This is a genomic window from Roseixanthobacter finlandensis, assembly GCF_043195105.2.
Classification (GTDB): domain Bacteria; phylum Pseudomonadota; class Alphaproteobacteria; order Rhizobiales; family Xanthobacteraceae; genus NCEH01.
In genome coordinates this window covers 3,091,122-3,109,200 of sequence record NZ_CM195536.1, presented here as the reverse complement: position 1 = coordinate 3,109,200, position 18,079 = coordinate 3,091,122, and the positions used below count along the sequence as shown (strand labels likewise).

Here is an 18,079-nt window from a genome sequence, read left to right as displayed (position 1 = left end):
TGGCGGCGAAAATGTATTTTTCCGCAAAGCCTTGCGGCCGTTTTTTAGAGTGAGAGTTTAAGTCTCGCTTTTCAGCGGTTCCCGTGTGCGGGATCAGGACGGTCGTGGCGAATTCGGATGTGCTGAGCGATCTTGTGATCGCGGTTTCCCACGGGGATCGCGACGCCTTCCAGATTCTCTATGCCCGCACCAGCCCGCGCTTCTATGGCGTCGCCCTGCGCCTGCTGCGCCACCGCGATCGCGCCAGGGCCGCGCTGAAGGCCGCCTATCTCGCAATCTGGAACGAGGCGCGCACCTTGCGCCCGTCGCTGGACGCGGCTCCGCAGGGGGACGATGCGCCTTCCGATGGTCCGGCGGCCGAGACCCTGCGCGATGTCATCGGCGATCCCTTGTGCTGGATGGTCGCGCATGTGCGGCGCACGGCGCTCGATCTCGCCCGTGAGCAGGCGAGCGACGACGGCTCGGTGTTCGAGCCGTTCGCGGCCGAGGAGGCGGCGGACGATCCCCTGGCCAGCGAAGTGCGCAGCCGCGAACTGCTCGAACTGCTCGGCTGCCTCGGCCAGCTTTCGGAGGAGCGCCGCCGGATGGTCCTGCTGGCCTATTATGACGGCTGGACCCGCGACGCGCTCTCCGTCTATTTCGACGCGCCGGTCCACGGCATCAACAGCTGGTTGCGGCGGAGCGTCGGCGAGATCGACGCGGTCCTGCAATGACCGGTGCGCGAGAAGACGACCGCCAGGACGCCGCCGAATATGTCCTCGGCACGCTCGATGCCGCCGAACGCAACGCCGCCCGGGCGCGGATCGCCAGCGACAGCACATTCGCCGCCCTCGTCACGCTCTGGGAACGCCGGCTCGGGCCGCTGCATGAACTCGCGGTCAGCGTGGCCCCGCCCGAAGGGCTGCTGCAAGAGCTGATGGCGGACCTGCCGGCGGTCGAGAGCGGACCCGCCATCACCGAGGAGTCGCCCGAGCACCCACCCGACGCCGCCGTGGTGTCGACGGCTCCGCCGTCCCCCGCCGCCCCGTCGTCCCCCGTCGTCCCGGTTCCCTCCGCACCGGCTCCCGCCTCGGCGTCCGCCGTCGCGCCGTCCCCCCTCGCGCCAGATGCGCCGCCTGCCGCCGAGGGGGCACCGGACGAGGAGCCATTGCCGATTCCGCCGGTGGTGGCGGAAGCGGAAATCCGGGAACTGGAGAAAGACTCCAGCCCGCAAGGCGCCGCATCGGCCCGTGCGCCTTCGCCCTTGCCGCAGAAGAGCGTTCCGCTCAACCCACCGGAGCCCCCCGCGCAATCGCCGGCCGCGCGCAATCCCTGGCGCGTGGCGAGCGGGCTGATGGCCATCCTTGTGCTCGGCCTCGGCGGTCTGCTGCTGCGCGACGCGGGGCGCAGCGATCGGGGAAGCCTCCAGCCGCCGGTCGTACAAACCGCCGTCCCGCAAGAAACCGCCGCTCCACAAACGCCTGCAGCGCAGACCCCTGCCGGACAGCCAAGCCCCGCACAGACCCCGCACGAGGCGGTGCTGACCCCGCGCAGCGCGCCGCGTGTCACCATAACGCTTGATCCGGCGACCGGTCGCCTGGACGTGATCGGGCTTCCCGGTCCTCCGCCGGAAGGGCAGACCTATCGCCTGTGGCTGGTGTCGCAGGATGGCACGCGCCATCTCCTGTGCGCCTTCCGCGACCCGACCGCGCTCGCCCCCGACCTCACGACCTGGACCGGAGAATCGAGCGCCATGCTCGAGATCACGCTTGAGGCCGCCGATGCCGCGCCGGGGCAGGGCGCGGCCGAAGTGATCCTCACCGGGCCGCTCAGGCGGCTGTGACCTGATCTCGCGGGGCGTGCGTTTCCTGCGCCGCGCGATCATGCCATAAGCGGGACTTCCGCTTCACCGGGGCCTTGCACAGCTTATGACCGTTGCCGTCGCCGTAGAAAATGCCGTCAAGATGTTCGGCACGCAGCAGGCGCTTGCGGGCATCTCCCTGGATGTGCAGCCGGGCGAACTGGTGGCACTGCTCGGGCCCTCCGGCTCGGGCAAGACCACCTTGCTGCGGGTGGTCGCGGGGCTGGAGCAATTGGATTCCGGCCGGGTGGTCCTGGATGGGGCGGATGCCTCCACCGTGCCGGTGCGCTATCGCGGCATCGGCTTCGTGTTCCAGCATTATGCCCTGTTCCGCCATATGAACGTGGCCGACAACATCGCCTATGGCCTGCGCTCGCGCCCGCGCGCCACGCGCCCGTCCGAAGGCGACATTGGCAAGCGCGTGGAAAGCCTGCTCGCCTTGGTGCAACTGGCCGGCTATGGCGCGCGCTATCCGGCGCAATTGTCCGGCGGCCAGCGCCAGCGGGTGGCTTTGGCGCGCGCGCTCGCCATCGAGCCCAAGGTGTTGCTGCTCGACGAGCCGTTCGGCGCGCTGGATGCGCTGGTCCGCAAGGAATTGCGCGCCTGGCTGCGGCATCTGCACGAACAGACCGGCCATACCACCTTGTTCGTGACACACGATCAGGAAGAGGCCCTCGAACTCGCCGACCGCGTGGTGGTGATGAGCAAGGGCCGCATCGAGCAGGTGGGCACGCCGGACGATGTCTATGACCGGCCCTCCACGCCCGACGTGTTCGGCTTCATGGGCGAATCGAGCCGCATTCCGGTGGAGGTCGCGCAGGGGGTGGTGCGCGCCGAAGGGCAGATCATCGCCACCGCCGTGGAGCGCGTGGCCGATGGCCCGGCGGTGCTGTTCGCGCGGCCGCACGACATCACGGTCGCGCTCGCCGGCACGCCGGGGGCGGAGGGAATGGTGAAGGCCTATCGGCGCCACGGGGCGATCCGCCGGCTGGAGCTGGAGGTGGGCGGGGCGCATGTGGAAGCCGATGTCGCTCCCACGGCCAAGGTGCCCGAGGCCGGCAAAGTCGCAGTGCGGTTCGACCGCGCCCGCCTGTTTCCGGCCAGCGGGCCAGGGGTGGATTGCCGCCCGCCGGCGTCCCACCAGGTGGGCGAATACGCGATCTGACGGCCAAGGCCGTGGCGCCGGGCCATAATCGGGTTTTGTGCCCGCGAAATGCTTGCCTGCGGCCGCGTGCGGGCGCTATCGACAGGGGCGTGCCTCGCCGCACGATCGCACCGCCCTCCACGGCGGCGCGGCTGCCGTACCCGCGCCCGAGAGGTCTTCCATGAGCGATGATCCCCTTCACCCGCGCCCCGTGGATCGGGCCCTGGATCGCAACTTCCGTCATGGCCAGTCCATGGAGCCGAATTATTCCGGCGCCACCTCGTTCCTGCGCCGGCGCTACGCCAAGGATGGCGGCGGAGCGGAGGCGGTGGTGTGGGGCATTCCGCTCGATGTCACGGTGTCCAACCGGCCCGGCACGCGTTTCGGGCCGCGCGCCATCCGCGCCGCCTCCGCGATCCTGGACGGCGACGAGTTCTATCCTTTCGGCTTCGATCCCTTCGCGGCGCTCGATGTGGCCGACGCCGGCGACTGCGTGTTCGACTATGGCCTGCCTTATTCCATCCCGGCGGCGATCGAGGCGCAGGCGGCGCAGCATTTCGCGCGCGGCTCCCATCTCGTGACCCTGGGCGGGGACCATTTTCTCACCTATCCCGTGCTCAAGGCCCTGGTGGCGCGCCTCGGCGAGCCGATCGCCCTGGTGCAGTTCGACGCCCACCAGGACACCTGGGACGATGACGGCACGCGGGTCGACCATGGCACCATGATCACCCGCGCGGTGAAGGATGGGCTGATCCGGGTGGACCGCTCGGTCCAGGTCGGCATAAGGACCCATGCGCCGGAAACCTACGGCATCGACGTGCTGCACGGCTTCGATGCGGCCGAGCTCGGCCCGCGCGGCATTATTCGTCATATCCGCGAGCGGGTGGGCGATGCGCCGGTCTATCTCACTTTCGACATCGACGCGCTCGACCCCGCGTTCGCGCCCGGCACCGGCACCCCGGTGTGCGGCGGCCTTACCAGCCGCGAGGCGCTGATGACGGTCGGCGGGCTCGGCGCTCTCAACCTGAAGGGCTTCGACGTGGTGGAGGTGTCCCCGCCTTACGATCACGCGGAGATTACGGCGCTCGCGGGCGCGAGCCTCGCCGCCACCTATCTGTGCCTGCTCGCCCAGCGCAAGGCGCAGGGGCTGAGCATCGCGCTCTAGCGGGCCGGCTCGATGCTGCGCCGGCTGCTACCGTTTCTCTTCCCCATCGTCGCGCTCGGCCTCGCTTTTGCGTGGCCGGTGCTCTACCCGCTGTTGGGGCGCGTCGCGCAATGGGCTGCCTCGCTGCTGATGATGGGCACCATCTTTGCGGCGGTCAGCCATGCCGACACCGTCTCGGCCCGGCTGCCGCAACCGTTCGGGACCCTCGTCCTGACCTTCAGCGTCACCCTCATCGAAGTATCGGTGCTGGTGTCCATGATGCTGCACGGGGAGAACAACCCGACCTTGCCGCGTGAGGCGGTGCTGTCCACCGTGATGTTCGTGCTGACGGGCGTGGTGGGGCTGTGCCTGCTGCTGGGCGGGCTGCGCCATCGCGAGCAGGAGGTGCGCCAGCAGGGGCTGAGCGGATTCCTCTCGGTCATCATGTCGATCTCGATCCTGGCGCTGATCCTGCCAGGCGTCACCGCGGACGGCCAGCTGGGCACGCCCAAAACCCTGAACATCGCTGTCATCATGGCCGGCGTGGTGCTGCTGTATGGATCGTTCCTGTTCATGCAGACCGTGCGGCACCGCGATCATTTCCTCGGCTGGGACGAGAGCGAGGAGCGCGAGGCGACCGCCTCCGAATTCTGGCGCGCGGTGGTGTTTCTGCTGCTGAGCCTCGGCGGCGTGGTGCTGCTCTCCAATCATGTGGCGGAGGGCGTCGAGCGGTTCATGGAGCGCCAGGGCCTGCCGGATCCGGATGCGGTGGTGGGTGCCATCGTCGTGGCGATCCTGCTGCTGCCGGAGACCATCACCGCGGTGCGGGCGGCGCGGCGCAACCGGTTGCAGCGGGCTCTGAACGCCGCGCTTGGCTCGGCGCTGGCCACTATCGGCCTGACCATGCCGGTCATGGTGGCGGTGAGCTATATGGTGGACCGGCAGGTGACCCTCGCGCTCGATCCCGAGGACCGGGTGCAATTGCTGCTGGCGCTGGTGCTGAGCATCGTGTCCTTCGGCACCGGCAAGACCAATGCCCTGACGGGGCTGGTGCATCTGGTGCTGTTCTTTGTTTATGTCATGACGCTTTTTTCGCCCTGAGCGGCGGCGCGTGCTTCCGCTCGGTGGACACCGCCGGGGCGCGGTGGCATGGTCCGCGCGATCAAGGGCGAGGCGTCAAGCAGCGAGGCGTGGGCCGTGAAAGAGTTCCTGCTCTATGTGTTCACCTGGTGGAATAAGCAGACGGTCGGCACCATGCTGTGGACCCGTCGCTTTGGCGAGTTCGTGGGGCAGGATGAGGCGGGCAACCGTTATTTCCGCACCAAGGGCGGCGCCATAGATCCGCAATTGGGGTTTGAACGCCGCTGGGTGATCTATCCCGGCTATGCCGACAGCACGACCATCCCAACCGGCTGGTACGGCTGGATTCACCATCGCACCGACACCCCGCCCACCGAGGAATCCTACACCCCGCGCGACTGGCAGAAGCCGCATCTGCGGAACATGACTGGCTCGCCCGCCGCCTATCGGCCCAAGGGCGCGTTTCCCGGCGGCCGCAACCGTCCCGAAGTCACGGGCGATTATAAAGCGTGGGCACCGGGCGAGTGACTGCGCGTCCGCCGCTCGCGCTTTGAGGCGGGCGGCGATGGGGCCTGCGGGTGCGGGCTTTGATCCCGCGCTTTCGTTCCGGCATGCGCGATTCGCCCTCGCAGCGCCGCATTGCAGGTGATAACCAGCAGGGAATTGGGTGCGCTTCACCGTGCCGCGTGCATCGAGGAATGGCTTGGACGGCGCGCCGTCCGCCGGACGCCAGTGCAACGCGGGGAACGGGCTCCGCCCTCGGCATGTTCGGGTCTGCGTTTTCATGGTCAAAGTCCAATTCGATGCGTGTCGGCTGTTTCCTCCGTTATCGCGGCTGAAGGCCGGCGTCGCGCTCGTCATCGGGCTTTGCGCCGCCGGTCCGGCGCTGGCGCAGAGCCGCACCGGTATCGAATCGGCGCCGCTGGCGCCGCCGAGCGGCTTCGGCAGTTCAACCGCCCCCGCGCCGAACGGCGCGTTGCCGCCGGGATATCCCGCGTCCCCTCAGCGGCCTTCGGCACCCCAATTGCCGCCGCCCGGCTCTCCCCGCCCGCCTGGACAGGGGCAATTGCCCGCACCCTCCGTGGCGCAGCCGCCCGCCGCCGGAACGCCCTCAGCGCCGGGGGATTCCGGGGATGTGGTGGTGGTGCAGCCGCCGCCGGAGCGGATTTCCAATCGCACCGCGGTCTATGCCGGGCTCGACAAGATCACCGGCCGCATCACCTCGTTCGAGGTGGGAATCGGCGAAACCGTGCAGTTCGGCGCGCTCCAGGTGACGCCGCGCGTGTGCTACACGCGCCCGCCCACGGAGACGCAGAACACCACCAGCTTCACCGAAGTGAACGAAATCACCCTCAAGGGCGAGGCGAAGCGCATCTTCACCGGCTGGATGTTCGCCTCCAGTCCCGGCCTGCACGGCGTGGAGCACCCGATCTATGACGTCTGGCTGACCGACTGCAAGGCCACCCCGCCCGCCACCGGCAAGGCCGCCGGCCAGAAATAGAAATCGCCTTCCACGTCCAGCGCCTGTTCCAGCTGCCGGTGATATTGGCGCCGGCTAATCTCGATGGCGCCGAGGCTTTCCAGGTGGCTGGTCACGAACTGGGTGTCGAGTAGGCGGAAGCCGCCGGCCTTGAGGCGTGCCACAAGATGCACCAGCGCCACTTTCGAGGCATCCCGCTCGATGTGGAACATGCTCTCGCCGAAAAACGCGCCGCCGAGCCGCACGCCATAAAGCCCGCCCACCAGCCGGCCGTCGCGCCAGGCTTCCACCGTATGGCAGCGGCCGCGCATGAATAATTCCCCGTAGAGCCGGCGGATGCGGGCATTGATCCAGGTCTTGGCGCGGCCCTCCTGAGGCGCGGCACAGCCGTCGATGACCGCTTCGAAATCGTGATCGACCCTTATCTCGAACTTGTCCGATCGGATGGTGCGGGCGAGGCGCGAGGAGATTTTCAGCCCGTCGAGGGGAAACACGCCCCGCCGCTCCGGCTCGATCCAATAGAGGCCGGGATCGTCCGCGCTTTCGGCCATGGGAAAGATGCCGCAGGCATAGGCCTTCAGCAGCACATCCGGGGTGATTTCGACGATCGGTTCGTTGGGTCGGCTCATGGCTCCATTGATGGCGCATATAAGTTGAGCGAGGATGTGGCGCTTTGCCGCCGGTGCCGCTGAACCGGCCGAACATGGGCGTGCGTGCGTCCTGTCGAGATCCGGCCGGCGCCTTGCAAATGCGTAGTGCATTTGTCATGCGGGCGCGCTACTGCCCCTGATGTTCACCTCGGTGTGAACCGCTTGCATCCTCCTCTGCGCGGTGGGCCTGCCATGCTTTTTCAGCCAGCTGGTGCCGGAAACGAGTCCAACCCTGTGCGGCAGCACCGGTTCTCCATTTTCGACATCTTCGCCTTCGCGGTGATTTTCGCGCTGTTCGCGCTGTTCACCCATGGCACGCAGGAGACGCTGGTTCCGATCGCGCAATTGCAGCAGACGCCGATCTCGCTGGATCCGGCGATGCTGCCGGAATATGCCCTGCGCACCACGCTGCGCATGCTGGCCGCGATCGTCGCCTCGCTGGTGTTCACCTTCATTTATGGCGCCATCGCCGCAAAAAGCCGGCGCGCCGAAATGGTGCTGATTCCCATTCTCGACATTCTCCAGTCGGTGCCGGTGCTGGGATTTCTATCCTTCACCGTGGTCTTCTTCATGGGCCTATTCCCCGGCCAGGTGCTGGGGGTGGAACTGGCGGCGGTGTTCGCCATCTTCACCAGCCAAGCATGGAACATGACCTTCAGCTTCTACCAGTCCATGAAGACGCTGCCGCGCGACCTGGAGGAGGTCTGCGACGGATTCGGCCTCACCGGCTGGCAGCGCTTCTGGCGTCTGGAAGTGCCGTTCTCCATGCCGGGGCTGGTGTGGAACACCATGATGTCCATGTCCGGCGGCTGGTTCTTCGTGGTGGCCTCGGAAGCGATCTCGGTGGGCAATACCACCATTACATTGCCGGGCATCGGCGCTTATGTCGCCACGGCAATCGCCGACCAGAACATCGCGGCCGTCGCCTATGCGGTGCTGGCCATGCTGGTGATCATCCTGTTGTACGATCAGCTGCTGTTCCGCCCGCTGGTGGCGTGGGCGGAGAAATTCCGCTTCGAGCAATCGGCCGGCGGGCCGCCGCCGCGGTCCTGGGTGCTCGATCTCGTCAAGCGGGCGCATTATTTCCGCATCGTGCTCTCGCCCCTCGGCAGCCTCGCGCGGGCGCTCGGCCGCATGCCGCTGCGCGCGCCGGTGCGGGTGCCGCATGAGGTGCACAAGGCCTGGGGCAGCCGCACCATGGACCGCATCTGGGCGGGTCTCGTGATCTTGGCCGCGCTCTACAGCCTGTGGGTGATCGTCGCCTTCGTCGCCACCGAGGTCGCGGGCGGCGAGGTGGTGCATGTGCTCTATCTCGGCTTCCTCACCTTGCTGCGGGTGGCGGTGCTGATCTTCCTCGCCTCGCTGGTCTGGGTGCCGATCGGCGTGTGGATCGGCCTCAACCCGAAGGTGGCGACGGCGGTGCAGCCGCTGGCCCAGTTCCTGGCCGCGTTCCCGGCCAATATCGTATTTCCGTTCGCGGTGGTGGGCATCGTGGCGCTGGGGCTCGACCCGAACATCTGGCTCTCGCCGCTGATGATCCTCGGGACCCAATGGTACATTTTGTTCAATGTGATCGCCGGCGCGAGCGCGTTTCCCGGCGACATGCGCGAGGCGGCCTCCGCCTTCCATATCCGCGGCTGGCACTGGTGGACCAAGGTGATCCTGCCCGGCGTGTTCCCCTATTATGTCACCGGCGCGCTGACTGCGAGCGGTGGCTCCTGGAACGCCAGTATCGTTGCGGAAGTGGCGAGCTGGGGCAACACGACCCTGCGCGCGGAGGGCCTCGGGGCCTATATCGCGGACGCCACCACGGCGGCGGATTTCCCGCGCATCACGCTCGGCATCGCGATCATGTCGCTCTATGTCATCGCCTTCAACCGGGTGTTGTGGCGACCTTTGTTCACCTTCGCGGCCCGCCGCCTGCGGCTCGACTGAGGAGACCTCCCATGCTCGAAACCACGTCCCCGGCCGCGACCACGCCGATGCTGTCGGTGTCCCATGTGGTCCAGTCGTATCGCAAGAGCGACAACAACCGCTTCCTGGTGCTCGATGACGTCTCGCTGGCGATTCAGGAAGGCGAGATCGTCGGCCTGCTCGGCCGCTCGGGCTCGGGCAAGTCCTCGCTGCTGCGGATCATTTCCGGCCTGACCACGCCGGTCTCGGGCGAGGTGACCTGGTGCGGCCGCAAGCTGGACGGGCCGGCGCGGGGCATCTCCATGGTGTTCCAGACCTTCGCCCTGTTTCCCTGGCTCACCGTGCTCCAGAATGTGGAGATCGGCCTTGAGGCCATCGGCATCGAGATGGCCGAGCGCCGCCGCCGCGCCGAACAGGCGATCGATCTGATCGGCCTCGGCGGGTTCGAGAGCGCCTATCCCAAGGAATTGTCCGGCGGCATGCGCCAGCGCGTGGGCTTTGCCCGGGCGCTCGTGGTCCATCCGCGCCTGATGCTGATGGATGAGCCCTTCTCCGCCCTCGACGTGCTGACCGCAGAAACCCTGCGCACGGACATCATCGATTTGTGGACCGAGGGCGCATTGCCCATCAAGTCGATCCTGATCGTGACCCATAATATCGAGGAAGCGGTGCTGATGTGCGACCGCGTCCTGATCTTCTCCTCCAACCCCGGCCGGGTCGCGCACGAGATGCCGATCCCGCTCGCCCATCCGCGCGACCGCCTGGCGCCGGAGTTCCGCGCGCTGGTGGAAGAGATCTATTCGCGCATGACCAATCGCGACGGCCCGGGCGCCGAACTGAACAAGCCGGGCGCGGAGCAGGGCCAGGGGCAGGACATCACCATCACGACGCCGCTGACGGCGGTGTCCACCAACGTGCTCGCGGGCCTGCTGGAGGAACTGACCGACGCGCCCTATAACGGGCGGGCGGACCTTCCGGCGCTCGCCGACAGCCTGAACATGCCGGCCGACGCGCTGTTCCCGATCGCGGAAACGCTCCAGATCCTGCGCTTCGCCGACGTGCAGAGCGGCGATATCCTGCTCACCGAAGCCGGCCGGGCGTTTGCCGCCGCCGATATCGACGACCGCAAGGACTTGTTCGCCAAGCATCTCCTCGCCCACGTGCCGCTCGCCGCCCACATCCGCCATGTGCTGGAGGAGCGGCCGAGCCACAAGGCGCCCTGGTCGCGCTTCGAGGATGAGCTGGAAGATCATATGTCGGAGGAATTCGCCGACGAATCCCTGCGCGCGGTCATCACCTGGGCGCGCTATGGCGAAAGCTTCGCCTATGACGAGCAATTGCAGCAATTCAGCCTGGGCGAGGAGGATTGAGCGGGCGGCAAGTCGTGCCGCACGGCCCGCGGCCCCAAAGGCAGGAGGGAGCATGGCACAGGATGAATTCTCTCTCGCCCGCTTCGTCGAGGCGCAGCACGGCGTGATCGAACAGGCGCTGGCCGAGCTTCGCGCGGGCCGCAAGCGCAGCCATTGGATGTGGTTCGTGTTTCCGCAGATGCGCGGGCTCGGACATTCGCCGACCGCCGCATTCTACGGCATCTCCTCCCTCGCGGAAGCGCGCGCCTTTCTGGCGCACCCGCTGCTCGGCCCCCGTCTCATCGCTTGTACGCAGGCGGTGGAGACGCATGAGGGGCGCAGCCTATCGGCCATTTTCGGCACGCCGGACGATCTGAAATTCCACTCCTGCATGACCTTGTTCGCCAAGGCGGCAGAGACAGGCGAGGCGGAGGAGGGCGACGACGTCTTCCGGGCGGCGCTGGACCGGCATTTCGGCGGGGATGCGGATCCGGCGACGCTCGCTCTGCTCGGGTTCGACTGAGATCCGGTCCGACTGTGCAGCCGGGAAAGCCGCGCTTAGCGCACGGCCTTGTCTGATCCTTCGCCCTCGGCCAGGAAATGCTCCAGCCAGTGGATGTCGTAGCGGCCTTCCGCGATGTCGTGGGTGCGCACCAGCACGCGGAACAGCGGCAAGGTGGTGTCGATGCCGTCCACGACGAACTCGTCCAGCGCCCGGCGCAGGCGGTTGAGGCATTCCGCCCGGGTCTTGCCGTGGACGATCAGCTTGCCCACCAGCGAGTCATAATGGGGCGGGATGACATAGCCCTGGTAGGCATTGCTATCGACCCGGATGCCAAGGCCGCCCGGCACGTGATAATGGGTGATGCGGCCGGGCGAGGGGCGGAAGGTGCTCGGATGCTCGGCATTCACCCGGCATTCGATGGCATGGCCCTCGATCACCACGTCCGATTGCTGGATGGTCAGCGGCTCGCCGGCAGCAACGCGGATCTGCTCGTTGATGAGGTCGATGCCGGTGACCATCTCGGTCACGGGGTGCTCCACCTGGATGCGGGTGTTCATCTCGATGAAATAGAACTGCCCATTCTCATACAGGAACTCGACCGTGCCGACGCCGAGATATTGCAGCTCGCGCATGGCCTTGGCGACGGTCTCGCCGATTTCCTCGCGCTGCGCGGGGGTGAGCGCCGGGGAGGGGGCTTCCTCCCACACCTTCTGGTGCCGGCGCTGGAGCGAGCAATCGCGCTCGCCGAGATGCACCGCATGGCCCTTGCCGTCGCCGAGCACCTGGATTTCGATATGGCGCGGGGTGGAGAGATATTTTTCCAGATAGACCGCATCGTCGCCGAACGCGGCCTTGGCCTCGGTGCGGGCGGTGGAAAGCGCCGTGGAGAGATCCTCCTCGGTCATCGCCACCTTCATGCCGCGCCCGCCGCCGCCGGCCGCCGCCTTCACCAGGACCGGGAATCCGATCTCCTTGGCGACGCGGTGCGCCTCCTCGTCCGAATGGATGCCGCCTTCCGAACCCGGCACCACGGGAATGCCGAGCCGCTGCGCGGTGCGCTTGGCCTCGATCTTGTCGCCCATGATGCGGATGTGCTCGGCCTTGGGGCCGATGAAATGGATCTTGTGGTCCGCGAGGATCTCCGCGAACCGGGCGTTCTCCGCCAGGAACCCGTAGCCGGGATGCACCGCGTCCGCGCCCGTGATCTCGCACGCGGCGAGCAGGGACGGGATGTTGAGATAGCTTTCGCGCGCGGCGGGCGGGCCAATGCACACGCTCTCGTCGGCGAGGCGCACATGCATGGCGTCGGCATCGGCGGTGGAATGCACGGCGACGGTGGCGATCCCCAATTCCTTGCAGGCCCGCAGGATGCGCAAGGCGATCTCGCCGCGATTGGCGATCAGGATTTTCTGGAACATCTGAGGATGCCTGCTTTCACCTGAAACTGGTCTTGAAATTGGTCTTGAAGCTTATGGCTGCGCGCCCTGTTCCGGCCCGCCCGGCCTGCGCCGTGCCGGCGTCGCGGCGCGCTGGCGAGTGCGGGGAACCGGGGCGCGCGGCACCTTGTCGACCGGGCGAGACGTGCGCTTTGGCGCCCGCTCACTCGATGACGATCAGCGGCTCGCCATATTCCACCGGCTGGCCGTTCTCCACCAGGATGCGCGTCACCGTGCCCGCATGGGGGGCCGGAATGGCGTTCATGGTCTTCATGGCCTCGATGATCAGGACCGTCTGGCCCTCCTTCACCACCGTGCCCAGCTCGACGAACGCGGGCGCGCCCGGCTCGGAGGCGCGATAGGCGGTGCCCACCATGGGGGAGGAGAGGACGCCGGGATGCTTGGAGAAATCGGTCGGCGTCGCGAGCGGCGCGGCGTCCGCCGGTGCCGGGGCGGCGGCGTGCACCGGCGCATAGCCCTGGGCGGGCGCGGCGATGGTGACGGCGGCGGGGGTGCGCACCACGCGGATGCGCAGCGCGTCCTGCTGCACCTCGATCTCGGTCAGGTCGGAGTCCGACAGAAGCTTGGCGATTTCGCGCACCAGCGCGGTGTCGATGGGGGTTTTGCTGGGTTTCATCATGGTCCTGCGATCGTGTGGCCTGGGCGGCCGCACAAGGGCTCCTTGCGGATATTCGTGCGGGTCATGCGGGTCTGGTCCGGCCCGCGGCGAGGGCCGCGATGCCGAGCACGTAGCTCTGCGGGCCGAAGCCGCAGATCACCCCGCGCGCAACCGGGGAAATATAGGAATGGTGGCGGAAGTCTTCGCGGGCGAAAACGTTGGACAGGTGCACTTCCACCGTCGGCACGCCGCAACCGCCAATGGCGTCGCGCACCGCGACCGAGGTGTGGGTATAGGCCGCCGCGTTCAGCACGATGCCAAAGGCGCCGCGCGCCTCCTGGATATGCTCCACCAGCATGCCCTCGTGGTTCGTCTGGCGAAACACGAGGTCCAGGCCATGGCTCTCGCAGGCGGCACGGCACAGGGCCTCGACGTCCGCGAGCGTCGCGGCGCCATATATCGCGGGTTCCCGCGTGCCGAGCAGATTGAGATTGGGTCCGTTCAGGACGTGGATGGTATCGGGCATCCGTGACCGTTCAGCCGTGAACCCGGCCAAGCCGGGCCACGGGGTTATAGGGGTCCCGGTGCGACATGAAAAGCGCCGTTGCGCGCAATACACCGCCGAAGCGCGCCGCGCGGGGGCGCGACGCGGGGTTCAGGGGCGATCCGGCGCGAAAAAGCGTGTGCCTCAATTGGCGACCGGCTTGCGCACCGCGTCCACCGCGCTCTTCAGCTTGTCGAAGCCGACCGCGCCCACGATCACGTCGTCGCCGACGACGAAGCTCGGCGTGCCGTTGAGGCCGAGGGCCTGGGCGATCTTCATGCTTTCATCCAGGGTCGCGTTCAGCTCCGGCGAGGTGGCCTGCTTCTGGATCAGCGCGGGGTCGATGCCGACCTCCTTCGCCGCCGTGAGCGCGCGGGCGCGGTCGGCCGGGCCCTTGCCGCCGAGCAGGGCCTCGTGGAAGGCGAGATATTTCTCGGGCGCCACCATGCGCACCGCCACCGCCACCTGCGCGGCTTCAACCGAGCCCGGTCCGAGCACCGGGAATTCGCGCAGCACGATCTTCAGGTTCGGGTCGGCCTTCATGAGGGCGTTCATGTCAGCCAGGGCGTGTTTGCAATAGCCGCAATTGTAATCGAAGAACTCGACCAGGGTGACGTCGCCCTTGGGATTGCCGACCACCACGCCGCGCGGGCTGTTGAAGACCAGATCCTTCATTTTCACCAGCGCATCCTTGCGGCCGGCGCTTTCCGCCTGCTGCTGCCGGCTTTCCAGCACGGTGATGGCCTCCTGGAGCACTTCCGGATTCTTCAGCAGATAGTCGCGGATGACGGGGCCCATCTCCGCCTTCTCGGCGTCGGTGAAGGCGGCGGCGGGCGTGACGAGGGCCAGGGCCGGCGCGAGCGCGGCGAAGGCGGCAAGGGCGGCGCGCGGGCCAAGGCGGGACAGCATCGAAATCTCCAGTCAGTAACGGCGTCTATCGACGCTGGGCGGTGGCGGGCGGCTTGAAATTGACGATGTCGTCGGATTTCAGCCAGCCGGGGGTACCTTTGGGAAAGCGTGTACGGGCGCGGGCGGCGAGCTCCCGCGCGGTCTTGAAATCACCGGAGGCGAAGGCGGCCTGCGCCGACGCCAGGTCGGCGTTGGCGAGATCACCCTTGCGCCCATAGGCCTGCGCCAAGGAGCGCCATCCCGTGGCGGAATTGGGGTCGCGCTGGGTGGCGAACGACAATTCGCGGATCGCCTCGTCCGTATAGGCCGGATTGCCCGACTGGACGAGCGCCTGCCCGAGCATGGCGCGGATCAGCGGATTGCCGTTGGTCATGCTCACCGCCTGCTTCAGGGGCGGCACCGCCGCGCCGGCGCGGCCGGCTTCCAGCAGCGCCTGGCCCTTCAATTCCAGGAAATAGGGATTGGACGGCTGCTTGGCCACCAAAGCGTCGATCTTGGCCACAGCATCATTCACATTGCCGAAGCGATAGGCGGAAATGGCGCGGGCATATTGCGCGGGCAGGGAGGTGTCGTTCAGCGGATAGCGCCGGTAGACCACGTCGGGCCGCTCGACGAAGCCGAAGAGCTTCGCCCGCATCATGTCGTGCCGGGCCTGGAGGGCGGGCGAATCCTTGGTGTTGTAATAGGGGCTCGCCTTGGCCAGCTCCTCCAGCGCGGCGATGCGCTCGCGCGCCATGGGATGGCTCAGCAGATAGGGATCGACCCGCTGGCTGATGAACAATTGCTCGTTCTGGAAGCGCTGAAAGGTCTCGATCATGCCCTTGGCGGACTGGTGGGTGGCGTTGAGATATTTCACCGCCGAGCGGTCGGCCGCCTGCTCCTCGCCGCGCTGGTAGGACAAAAGCGAGCGGCGGATCATCTCCTGCGGTGCGGTCATGGCGCCGGCCGCCGCGCTGCCGAGGCCGCTCGAGCCCGTGACCGCCCCCGCCGCGACGCCGGCGCCGGCCAGCAGCATGGCCACGATGGCCATGGTCTGCGCGCCGGCGATCTGCTCGCGCATGCGCGCCAGATGCCCGCCGGCGATATGGCCGGTTTCGTGGGCGAGCACGCCGATGATCTGGTTCGGGGTATCCGAATCCATCAAAGCGCCGACATTGATGAAGATGCGCTTTCCGTCGGCCACGAAGGCGTTGTAGGCGCGGTCTCCGATCAGCACGACTTCCACATTCTGCTGCGCCAGCCCCGCCGCCTTCAGCACCGGGCGCGTGTAGTCGCGCAGCAATTCCTCAATCTCGGCGTCGCGGATGATCTGGGTGCGCGGCTTGGCGCCGCTTTCCTGTGCGTGCACAAGGGGCGTGCAGAAGAGGGCCGCGGCGAGCAGTGCAAGGCCATGGCCGCACGCCCCGGCAAGGCGCTGCGCGATGCCGGACAGGGGACGGGAAGGACTGGCCGTCAAGCTCATCGAACGCGCGTGCTCTCTTTCGCTTAGAACCGGAGACGCCTGCCCATCGCCCCGCCAATGGGCGCCAGCACCGCACCCTTGGCGGACGCCGGCAGACACGATACGAAACGAAGGAACACGGGCCGGCGGCTGCGGTCAATGCACCCCCGTTCACGTTGGGGCGACGAGCCTCTTACCCAACGTGCGATTGCGGCGAGAGCACGGCGGCGCGCCAGGGCAAAACGCCCGCAGGGCAGGATTGGATCATGGGTCTCGCGTCCGATTTCGAGTTTGCCTCCCGCCGTAGCGCGGTGGCGCCCTTCATCGTCATGGACGTGATGGAGCATGCCGCGCGGCTGGAACGGGCGGGCGCGCGGGTGATCCATCTGGAAGTCGGCCAGCCGGCCGCTCCCGCGCCGCTCAGCGCGCGCAATGCCGCAGCGGCATTTCTTCAGGCCGGGCAGGTGGGTTACACGGCCGCGCTCGGCCTTCCCGGGCTGCGGGCGCGCATCGCCCGGCATTATGGCGAGGTGCACGGCCTTGCGCTCGATCCCGAGCGGGTGGTGGTCACGAATGGCTCATCCGGCGGCTTCATCCTCGCCTTTCTCGCTTTGTTCGAGGCCGGCGACCGCGTCGCCATCGCCGCGCCGGGCTATCCGCCCTATCGGCACGTGCTGTCCGCGCTCGGCTGCGAGCCGGTGCTGATCGAGACCCGCGCCGAGGACCGATTCGCCCTGACGCCCGAAAGCCTGATCGCCGCGCACCGGGAAAAGCCGCTCAAGGGCGTGCTGGTGGCGAGCCCCGCCAATCCCACCGGCACCATGATGGACCGCGAAGCGCTCACGGCGCTGATGGCCTGCGCCCGCGACCTTGGCCTGCGCTTCGTCTCGGATGAGATCTATCACGGCCTCGATTATGCGTTTCCGGCCGTGAGCGCGGCCGAGATCGCTGAGGATGCGGTGATCATTAATTCCTTCTCGAAATATTTCTGCATGACCGGCTGGCGCGTGGGCTGGATGGTGGTGCCGCCCGGCTTGTCGCGCACCATGGAGCGGTTGCAGCAGAATTTCTCCATCTCCGTGCCGACGCTCTCGCAGGTCGCCGCCGAGGCCGCCTTCGACGGGCGCGCGGAGATGGAAGCGGTCAAGCACGGTTATGAGGAGAACCGGCGCATCCTGGTGGAGGGGCTGCCGCGTGTGGGGCTGCACCATTTCCTGCCGGCCGACGGCGCCTTCTATCTCTATGCCGACGTCTCGGCCTTCACCGGCGATTCGCACGCCTTTGCCTCGCGCATGCTCGATGCGGTGCAGGTGGCGGTGACGCCGGGTGTGGATTTCGACCCGTTCCGCGGCCGCCAGTTCCTGCGCTTCTCCTATGCCGGTTCCGCGCCGGATATGCGCGAGGCGGTGGAGCGCGTGGGCGCGTTCCTGAAGGCGGAATGATCAGCGGGAATATCAGGCCGAGAGAATTGTCAGCTCGGTCTCGTCATAGCGGCGGCGCTCCAGCTCGCGGAAGCCTTCGGGCGTGGTGAAAGCGCCCGCCTTCTCCTCCACCACCAGCAGGGCGCCGGGCGCGAGCCAGCCGCCGGTCCGCGCCGAGGCCAGCGCAAGCTCGGCGAGGCCCTTGCCATAGGGCGGGTCGCAGAACACGAGCGAATAAGGTTCGCCCGGCCCCATGGCGCCGAGCTTGGTGGCGTCGCGGCGGAAGATGCGCGTCACCCCGGTGAGGCCCAGCGTCTCCACATTGGTGCGGATCACCGCGCGCGGCTCCACCGCATCTTCCACGAATAAGGCGAAGGCCGCCCCGCGCGAGAGCGCTTCCAGGCCCAGCGCGCCGGTGCCGGCGAACAGATCCAGCACGCGCGCGCCGTCGGCCGCGTCGTCATAGGCATGGGCGAGCACGTTGAAGAGCGCCTCGCGCAGCCGGTCCGTGGTGGGCCGGGTGGCGCTGCCGGACGGGCTTTTCAGAGCCCGTCCGCGATGGAGGCCGCCGACGATGCGCATGCTGCATCAGCTCTCGCGTAC

18 protein-coding genes are annotated in these 18,079 nt (G+C 67.6%); 11 read left to right on the top strand and 7 right to left on the bottom strand.

Features of this window, described 5'->3' with window-relative positions:
* Positions 1 to 104 precede the first annotated feature (104 nt).
* From V5G24_RS14745 to V5G24_RS14715, 7 genes are all read left to right on the top strand, one after another.
* On the top strand, positions 105 to 713 hold the full coding sequence (locus V5G24_RS14745) for a sigma factor-like helix-turn-helix DNA-binding protein (protein WP_394081665.1): 609 nt from the start codon (positions 105 to 107) through the stop codon (positions 711 to 713).
* The gene (locus V5G24_RS14740; RefSeq protein ID WP_394081667.1) at positions 710 to 1,822 is read left to right on the top strand and encodes a hypothetical protein; all 1,113 of its coding nucleotides are present in this window, start codon (positions 710 to 712) and stop codon (positions 1,820 to 1,822) included. Before V5G24_RS14745 ends, V5G24_RS14740 begins: the two co-directional genes overlap by 4 nt.
* A gap of 85 nt (positions 1,823 to 1,907) precedes the next feature.
* Positions 1,908 to 3,005: a sulfate/molybdate ABC transporter ATP-binding protein gene (locus V5G24_RS14735; protein WP_394081669.1), complete on the top strand. Its 1,098-nt coding sequence runs from the start codon at positions 1,908 to 1,910 to the stop codon at positions 3,003 to 3,005.
* Positions 3,006 to 3,165: 160 nt separating this feature from the next.
* Entirely contained in the window at positions 3,166 to 4,149 is a 984-nt protein-coding gene (gene speB, locus V5G24_RS14730; RefSeq protein ID WP_394081671.1) for an agmatinase, read from the top strand.
* A gap of 12 nt (positions 4,150 to 4,161) precedes the next feature.
* Positions 4,162 to 5,229 (top strand): calcium:cation antiporter, encoded by a 1,068-nt coding sequence (locus V5G24_RS14725; protein ID WP_394081673.1) that lies wholly within the window; start codon positions 4,162 to 4,164, stop codon positions 5,227 to 5,229.
* 96 nt (positions 5,230 to 5,325) lie between these two features.
* Complete coding sequence (locus V5G24_RS14720; RefSeq protein ID WP_394082106.1) at positions 5,326 to 5,736, top strand: NADH:ubiquinone oxidoreductase subunit NDUFA12; 411 nt, start codon at positions 5,326 to 5,328, stop codon at positions 5,734 to 5,736.
* A gap of 256 nt (positions 5,737 to 5,992) precedes the next feature.
* A complete protein-coding gene (locus tag V5G24_RS14715; RefSeq protein ID WP_509292242.1) occupies positions 5,993 to 6,709 on the top strand; it encodes a DUF2155 domain-containing protein in 717 nt (238 codons plus the stop codon).
* On the opposite strand, the gene aat is transcribed toward V5G24_RS14715, so the two are convergent.
* On the bottom strand, positions 6,640 to 7,317 hold the full coding sequence (gene aat, locus V5G24_RS14710) for a leucyl/phenylalanyl-tRNA--protein transferase (protein WP_394081677.1): 678 nt from the start codon (positions 7,315 to 7,317) through the stop codon (positions 6,640 to 6,642). The genes V5G24_RS14715 and aat overlap by 70 nt on opposite strands.
* A gap of 213 nt (positions 7,318 to 7,530) precedes the next feature.
* Between aat and V5G24_RS14705 the strand changes: the two genes are divergently transcribed.
* Genes V5G24_RS14705 through V5G24_RS14695 form a run of 3 tightly spaced genes read left to right on the top strand, consistent with a single transcriptional unit; the run spans position 7,531 to position 11,124 of the window.
* Positions 7,531 to 9,273 (top strand): ABC transporter permease, encoded by a 1,743-nt coding sequence (locus V5G24_RS14705; RefSeq protein ID WP_394081679.1) that lies wholly within the window; start codon positions 7,531 to 7,533, stop codon positions 9,271 to 9,273.
* Positions 9,274 to 9,284: 11 nt separating this feature from the next.
* Positions 9,285 to 10,622, top strand: coding sequence for an ABC transporter ATP-binding protein (locus V5G24_RS14700; RefSeq protein ID WP_394081681.1), 1,338 nt, complete (start codon positions 9,285 to 9,287; stop codon positions 10,620 to 10,622).
* A gap of 52 nt (positions 10,623 to 10,674) precedes the next feature.
* On the top strand, positions 10,675 to 11,124 hold the full coding sequence (locus V5G24_RS14695; protein ID WP_394081683.1) for a DUF1810 domain-containing protein: 450 nt from the start codon (positions 10,675 to 10,677) through the stop codon (positions 11,122 to 11,124).
* 35 nt (positions 11,125 to 11,159) lie between these two features.
* On the opposite strand, the gene accC is transcribed toward V5G24_RS14695, so the two are convergent.
* From accC to V5G24_RS14670, 5 genes are all read right to left on the bottom strand, one after another.
* A complete protein-coding gene (gene accC, locus V5G24_RS14690; RefSeq protein WP_394081685.1) occupies positions 11,160 to 12,524 on the bottom strand; it encodes an acetyl-CoA carboxylase biotin carboxylase subunit in 1,365 nt (454 codons plus the stop codon).
* Positions 12,525 to 12,705: 181 nt separating this feature from the next.
* Positions 12,706 to 13,179 carry an acetyl-CoA carboxylase biotin carboxyl carrier protein gene (accB, locus tag V5G24_RS14685; RefSeq protein WP_394082108.1) on the bottom strand — a complete coding sequence of 158 codons (474 nt, stop codon included), beginning with the start codon at positions 13,177 to 13,179 and terminating at the stop codon, positions 12,706 to 12,708.
* Between the two features lie 64 nt (positions 13,180 to 13,243).
* The gene (gene aroQ, locus V5G24_RS14680; protein WP_394081687.1) at positions 13,244 to 13,687 is read right to left on the bottom strand and encodes a type II 3-dehydroquinate dehydratase; all 444 of its coding nucleotides are present in this window, start codon (positions 13,685 to 13,687) and stop codon (positions 13,244 to 13,246) included.
* Between the two features lie 162 nt (positions 13,688 to 13,849).
* A complete protein-coding gene (locus V5G24_RS14675) occupies positions 13,850 to 14,614 on the bottom strand; it encodes a DsbA family protein (RefSeq protein WP_394081689.1) in 765 nt (254 codons plus the stop codon).
* Positions 14,615 to 14,639: 25 nt separating this feature from the next.
* Positions 14,640 to 16,076, bottom strand: a complete 1,437-nt coding sequence (locus tag V5G24_RS14670; RefSeq protein ID WP_394081691.1) for a M48 family metalloprotease — start codon at positions 16,074 to 16,076, stop codon at positions 14,640 to 14,642.
* 245 nt (positions 16,077 to 16,321) lie between these two features.
* Here V5G24_RS14670 and V5G24_RS14665 point away from each other — a divergent pair, with 245 nt between their 5' ends.
* Positions 16,322 to 17,497, top strand: a complete 1,176-nt coding sequence (locus V5G24_RS14665) for a pyridoxal phosphate-dependent aminotransferase (RefSeq protein WP_394081693.1) — start codon at positions 16,322 to 16,324, stop codon at positions 17,495 to 17,497.
* A gap of 12 nt (positions 17,498 to 17,509) precedes the next feature.
* On the opposite strand, the gene rsmD is transcribed toward V5G24_RS14665, so the two are convergent.
* On the bottom strand, positions 17,510 to 18,058 hold the full coding sequence (rsmD, locus tag V5G24_RS14660; RefSeq protein WP_394081695.1) for a 16S rRNA (guanine(966)-N(2))-methyltransferase RsmD: 549 nt from the start codon (positions 18,056 to 18,058) through the stop codon (positions 17,510 to 17,512).
* Positions 18,059 to 18,079: the final 21 nt, after the last annotated feature.

What these genes read in the sequence shown, in the direction of transcription:
- V5G24_RS14740 (WP_394081667.1), top strand. Translation starts at nt 710, where the DNA reads ATGACCGGTGCGCGAGAAGACGACCGCCAGGACGCCGCCGAATATGTC.
- V5G24_RS14735 (WP_394081669.1), top strand. Translation starts at nt 1,908, where the DNA reads ATGACCGTTGCCGTCGCCGTAGAAAATGCCGTCAAGATGTTCGGCACG.
- speB (WP_394081671.1), top strand. Translation starts at nt 3,166, where the DNA reads ATGAGCGATGATCCCCTTCACCCGCGCCCCGTGGATCGGGCCCTGGAT.
- V5G24_RS14725 (WP_394081673.1), top strand. Translation starts at nt 4,162, where the DNA reads ATGCTGCGCCGGCTGCTACCGTTTCTCTTCCCCATCGTCGCGCTCGGC.
- V5G24_RS14715 (WP_509292242.1), top strand. Translation starts at nt 5,993, where the DNA reads ATGGTCAAAGTCCAATTCGATGCGTGTCGGCTGTTTCCTCCGTTATCG.
- aat (WP_394081677.1), bottom strand. Translation starts at nt 7,317, where the DNA reads ATGAGCCGACCCAACGAACCGATCGTCGAAATCACCCCGGATGTGCTG.
- V5G24_RS14705 (WP_394081679.1), top strand. Translation starts at nt 7,531, where the DNA reads ATGCTTTTTCAGCCAGCTGGTGCCGGAAACGAGTCCAACCCTGTGCGG.
- V5G24_RS14700 (WP_394081681.1), top strand. Translation starts at nt 9,285, where the DNA reads ATGCTCGAAACCACGTCCCCGGCCGCGACCACGCCGATGCTGTCGGTG.
- V5G24_RS14695 (WP_394081683.1), top strand. Translation starts at nt 10,675, where the DNA reads ATGGCACAGGATGAATTCTCTCTCGCCCGCTTCGTCGAGGCGCAGCAC.
- accC (WP_394081685.1), bottom strand. Translation starts at nt 12,524, where the DNA reads ATGTTCCAGAAAATCCTGATCGCCAATCGCGGCGAGATCGCCTTGCGC.
- accB (WP_394082108.1), bottom strand. Translation starts at nt 13,179, where the DNA reads ATGAAACCCAGCAAAACCCCCATCGACACCGCGCTGGTGCGCGAAATC.
- aroQ (WP_394081687.1), bottom strand. Translation starts at nt 13,687, where the DNA reads ATGCCCGATACCATCCACGTCCTGAACGGACCCAATCTCAATCTGCTC.
- V5G24_RS14675 (WP_394081689.1), bottom strand. Translation starts at nt 14,614, where the DNA reads ATGCTGTCCCGCCTTGGCCCGCGCGCCGCCCTTGCCGCCTTCGCCGCG.
- V5G24_RS14670 (WP_394081691.1), bottom strand. Translation starts at nt 16,076, where the DNA reads ATGAGCTTGACGGCCAGTCCTTCCCGTCCCCTGTCCGGCATCGCGCAG.
- V5G24_RS14665 (WP_394081693.1), top strand. Translation starts at nt 16,322, where the DNA reads ATGGGTCTCGCGTCCGATTTCGAGTTTGCCTCCCGCCGTAGCGCGGTG.
- rsmD (WP_394081695.1), bottom strand. Translation starts at nt 18,058, where the DNA reads ATGCGCATCGTCGGCGGCCTCCATCGCGGACGGGCTCTGAAAAGCCCG.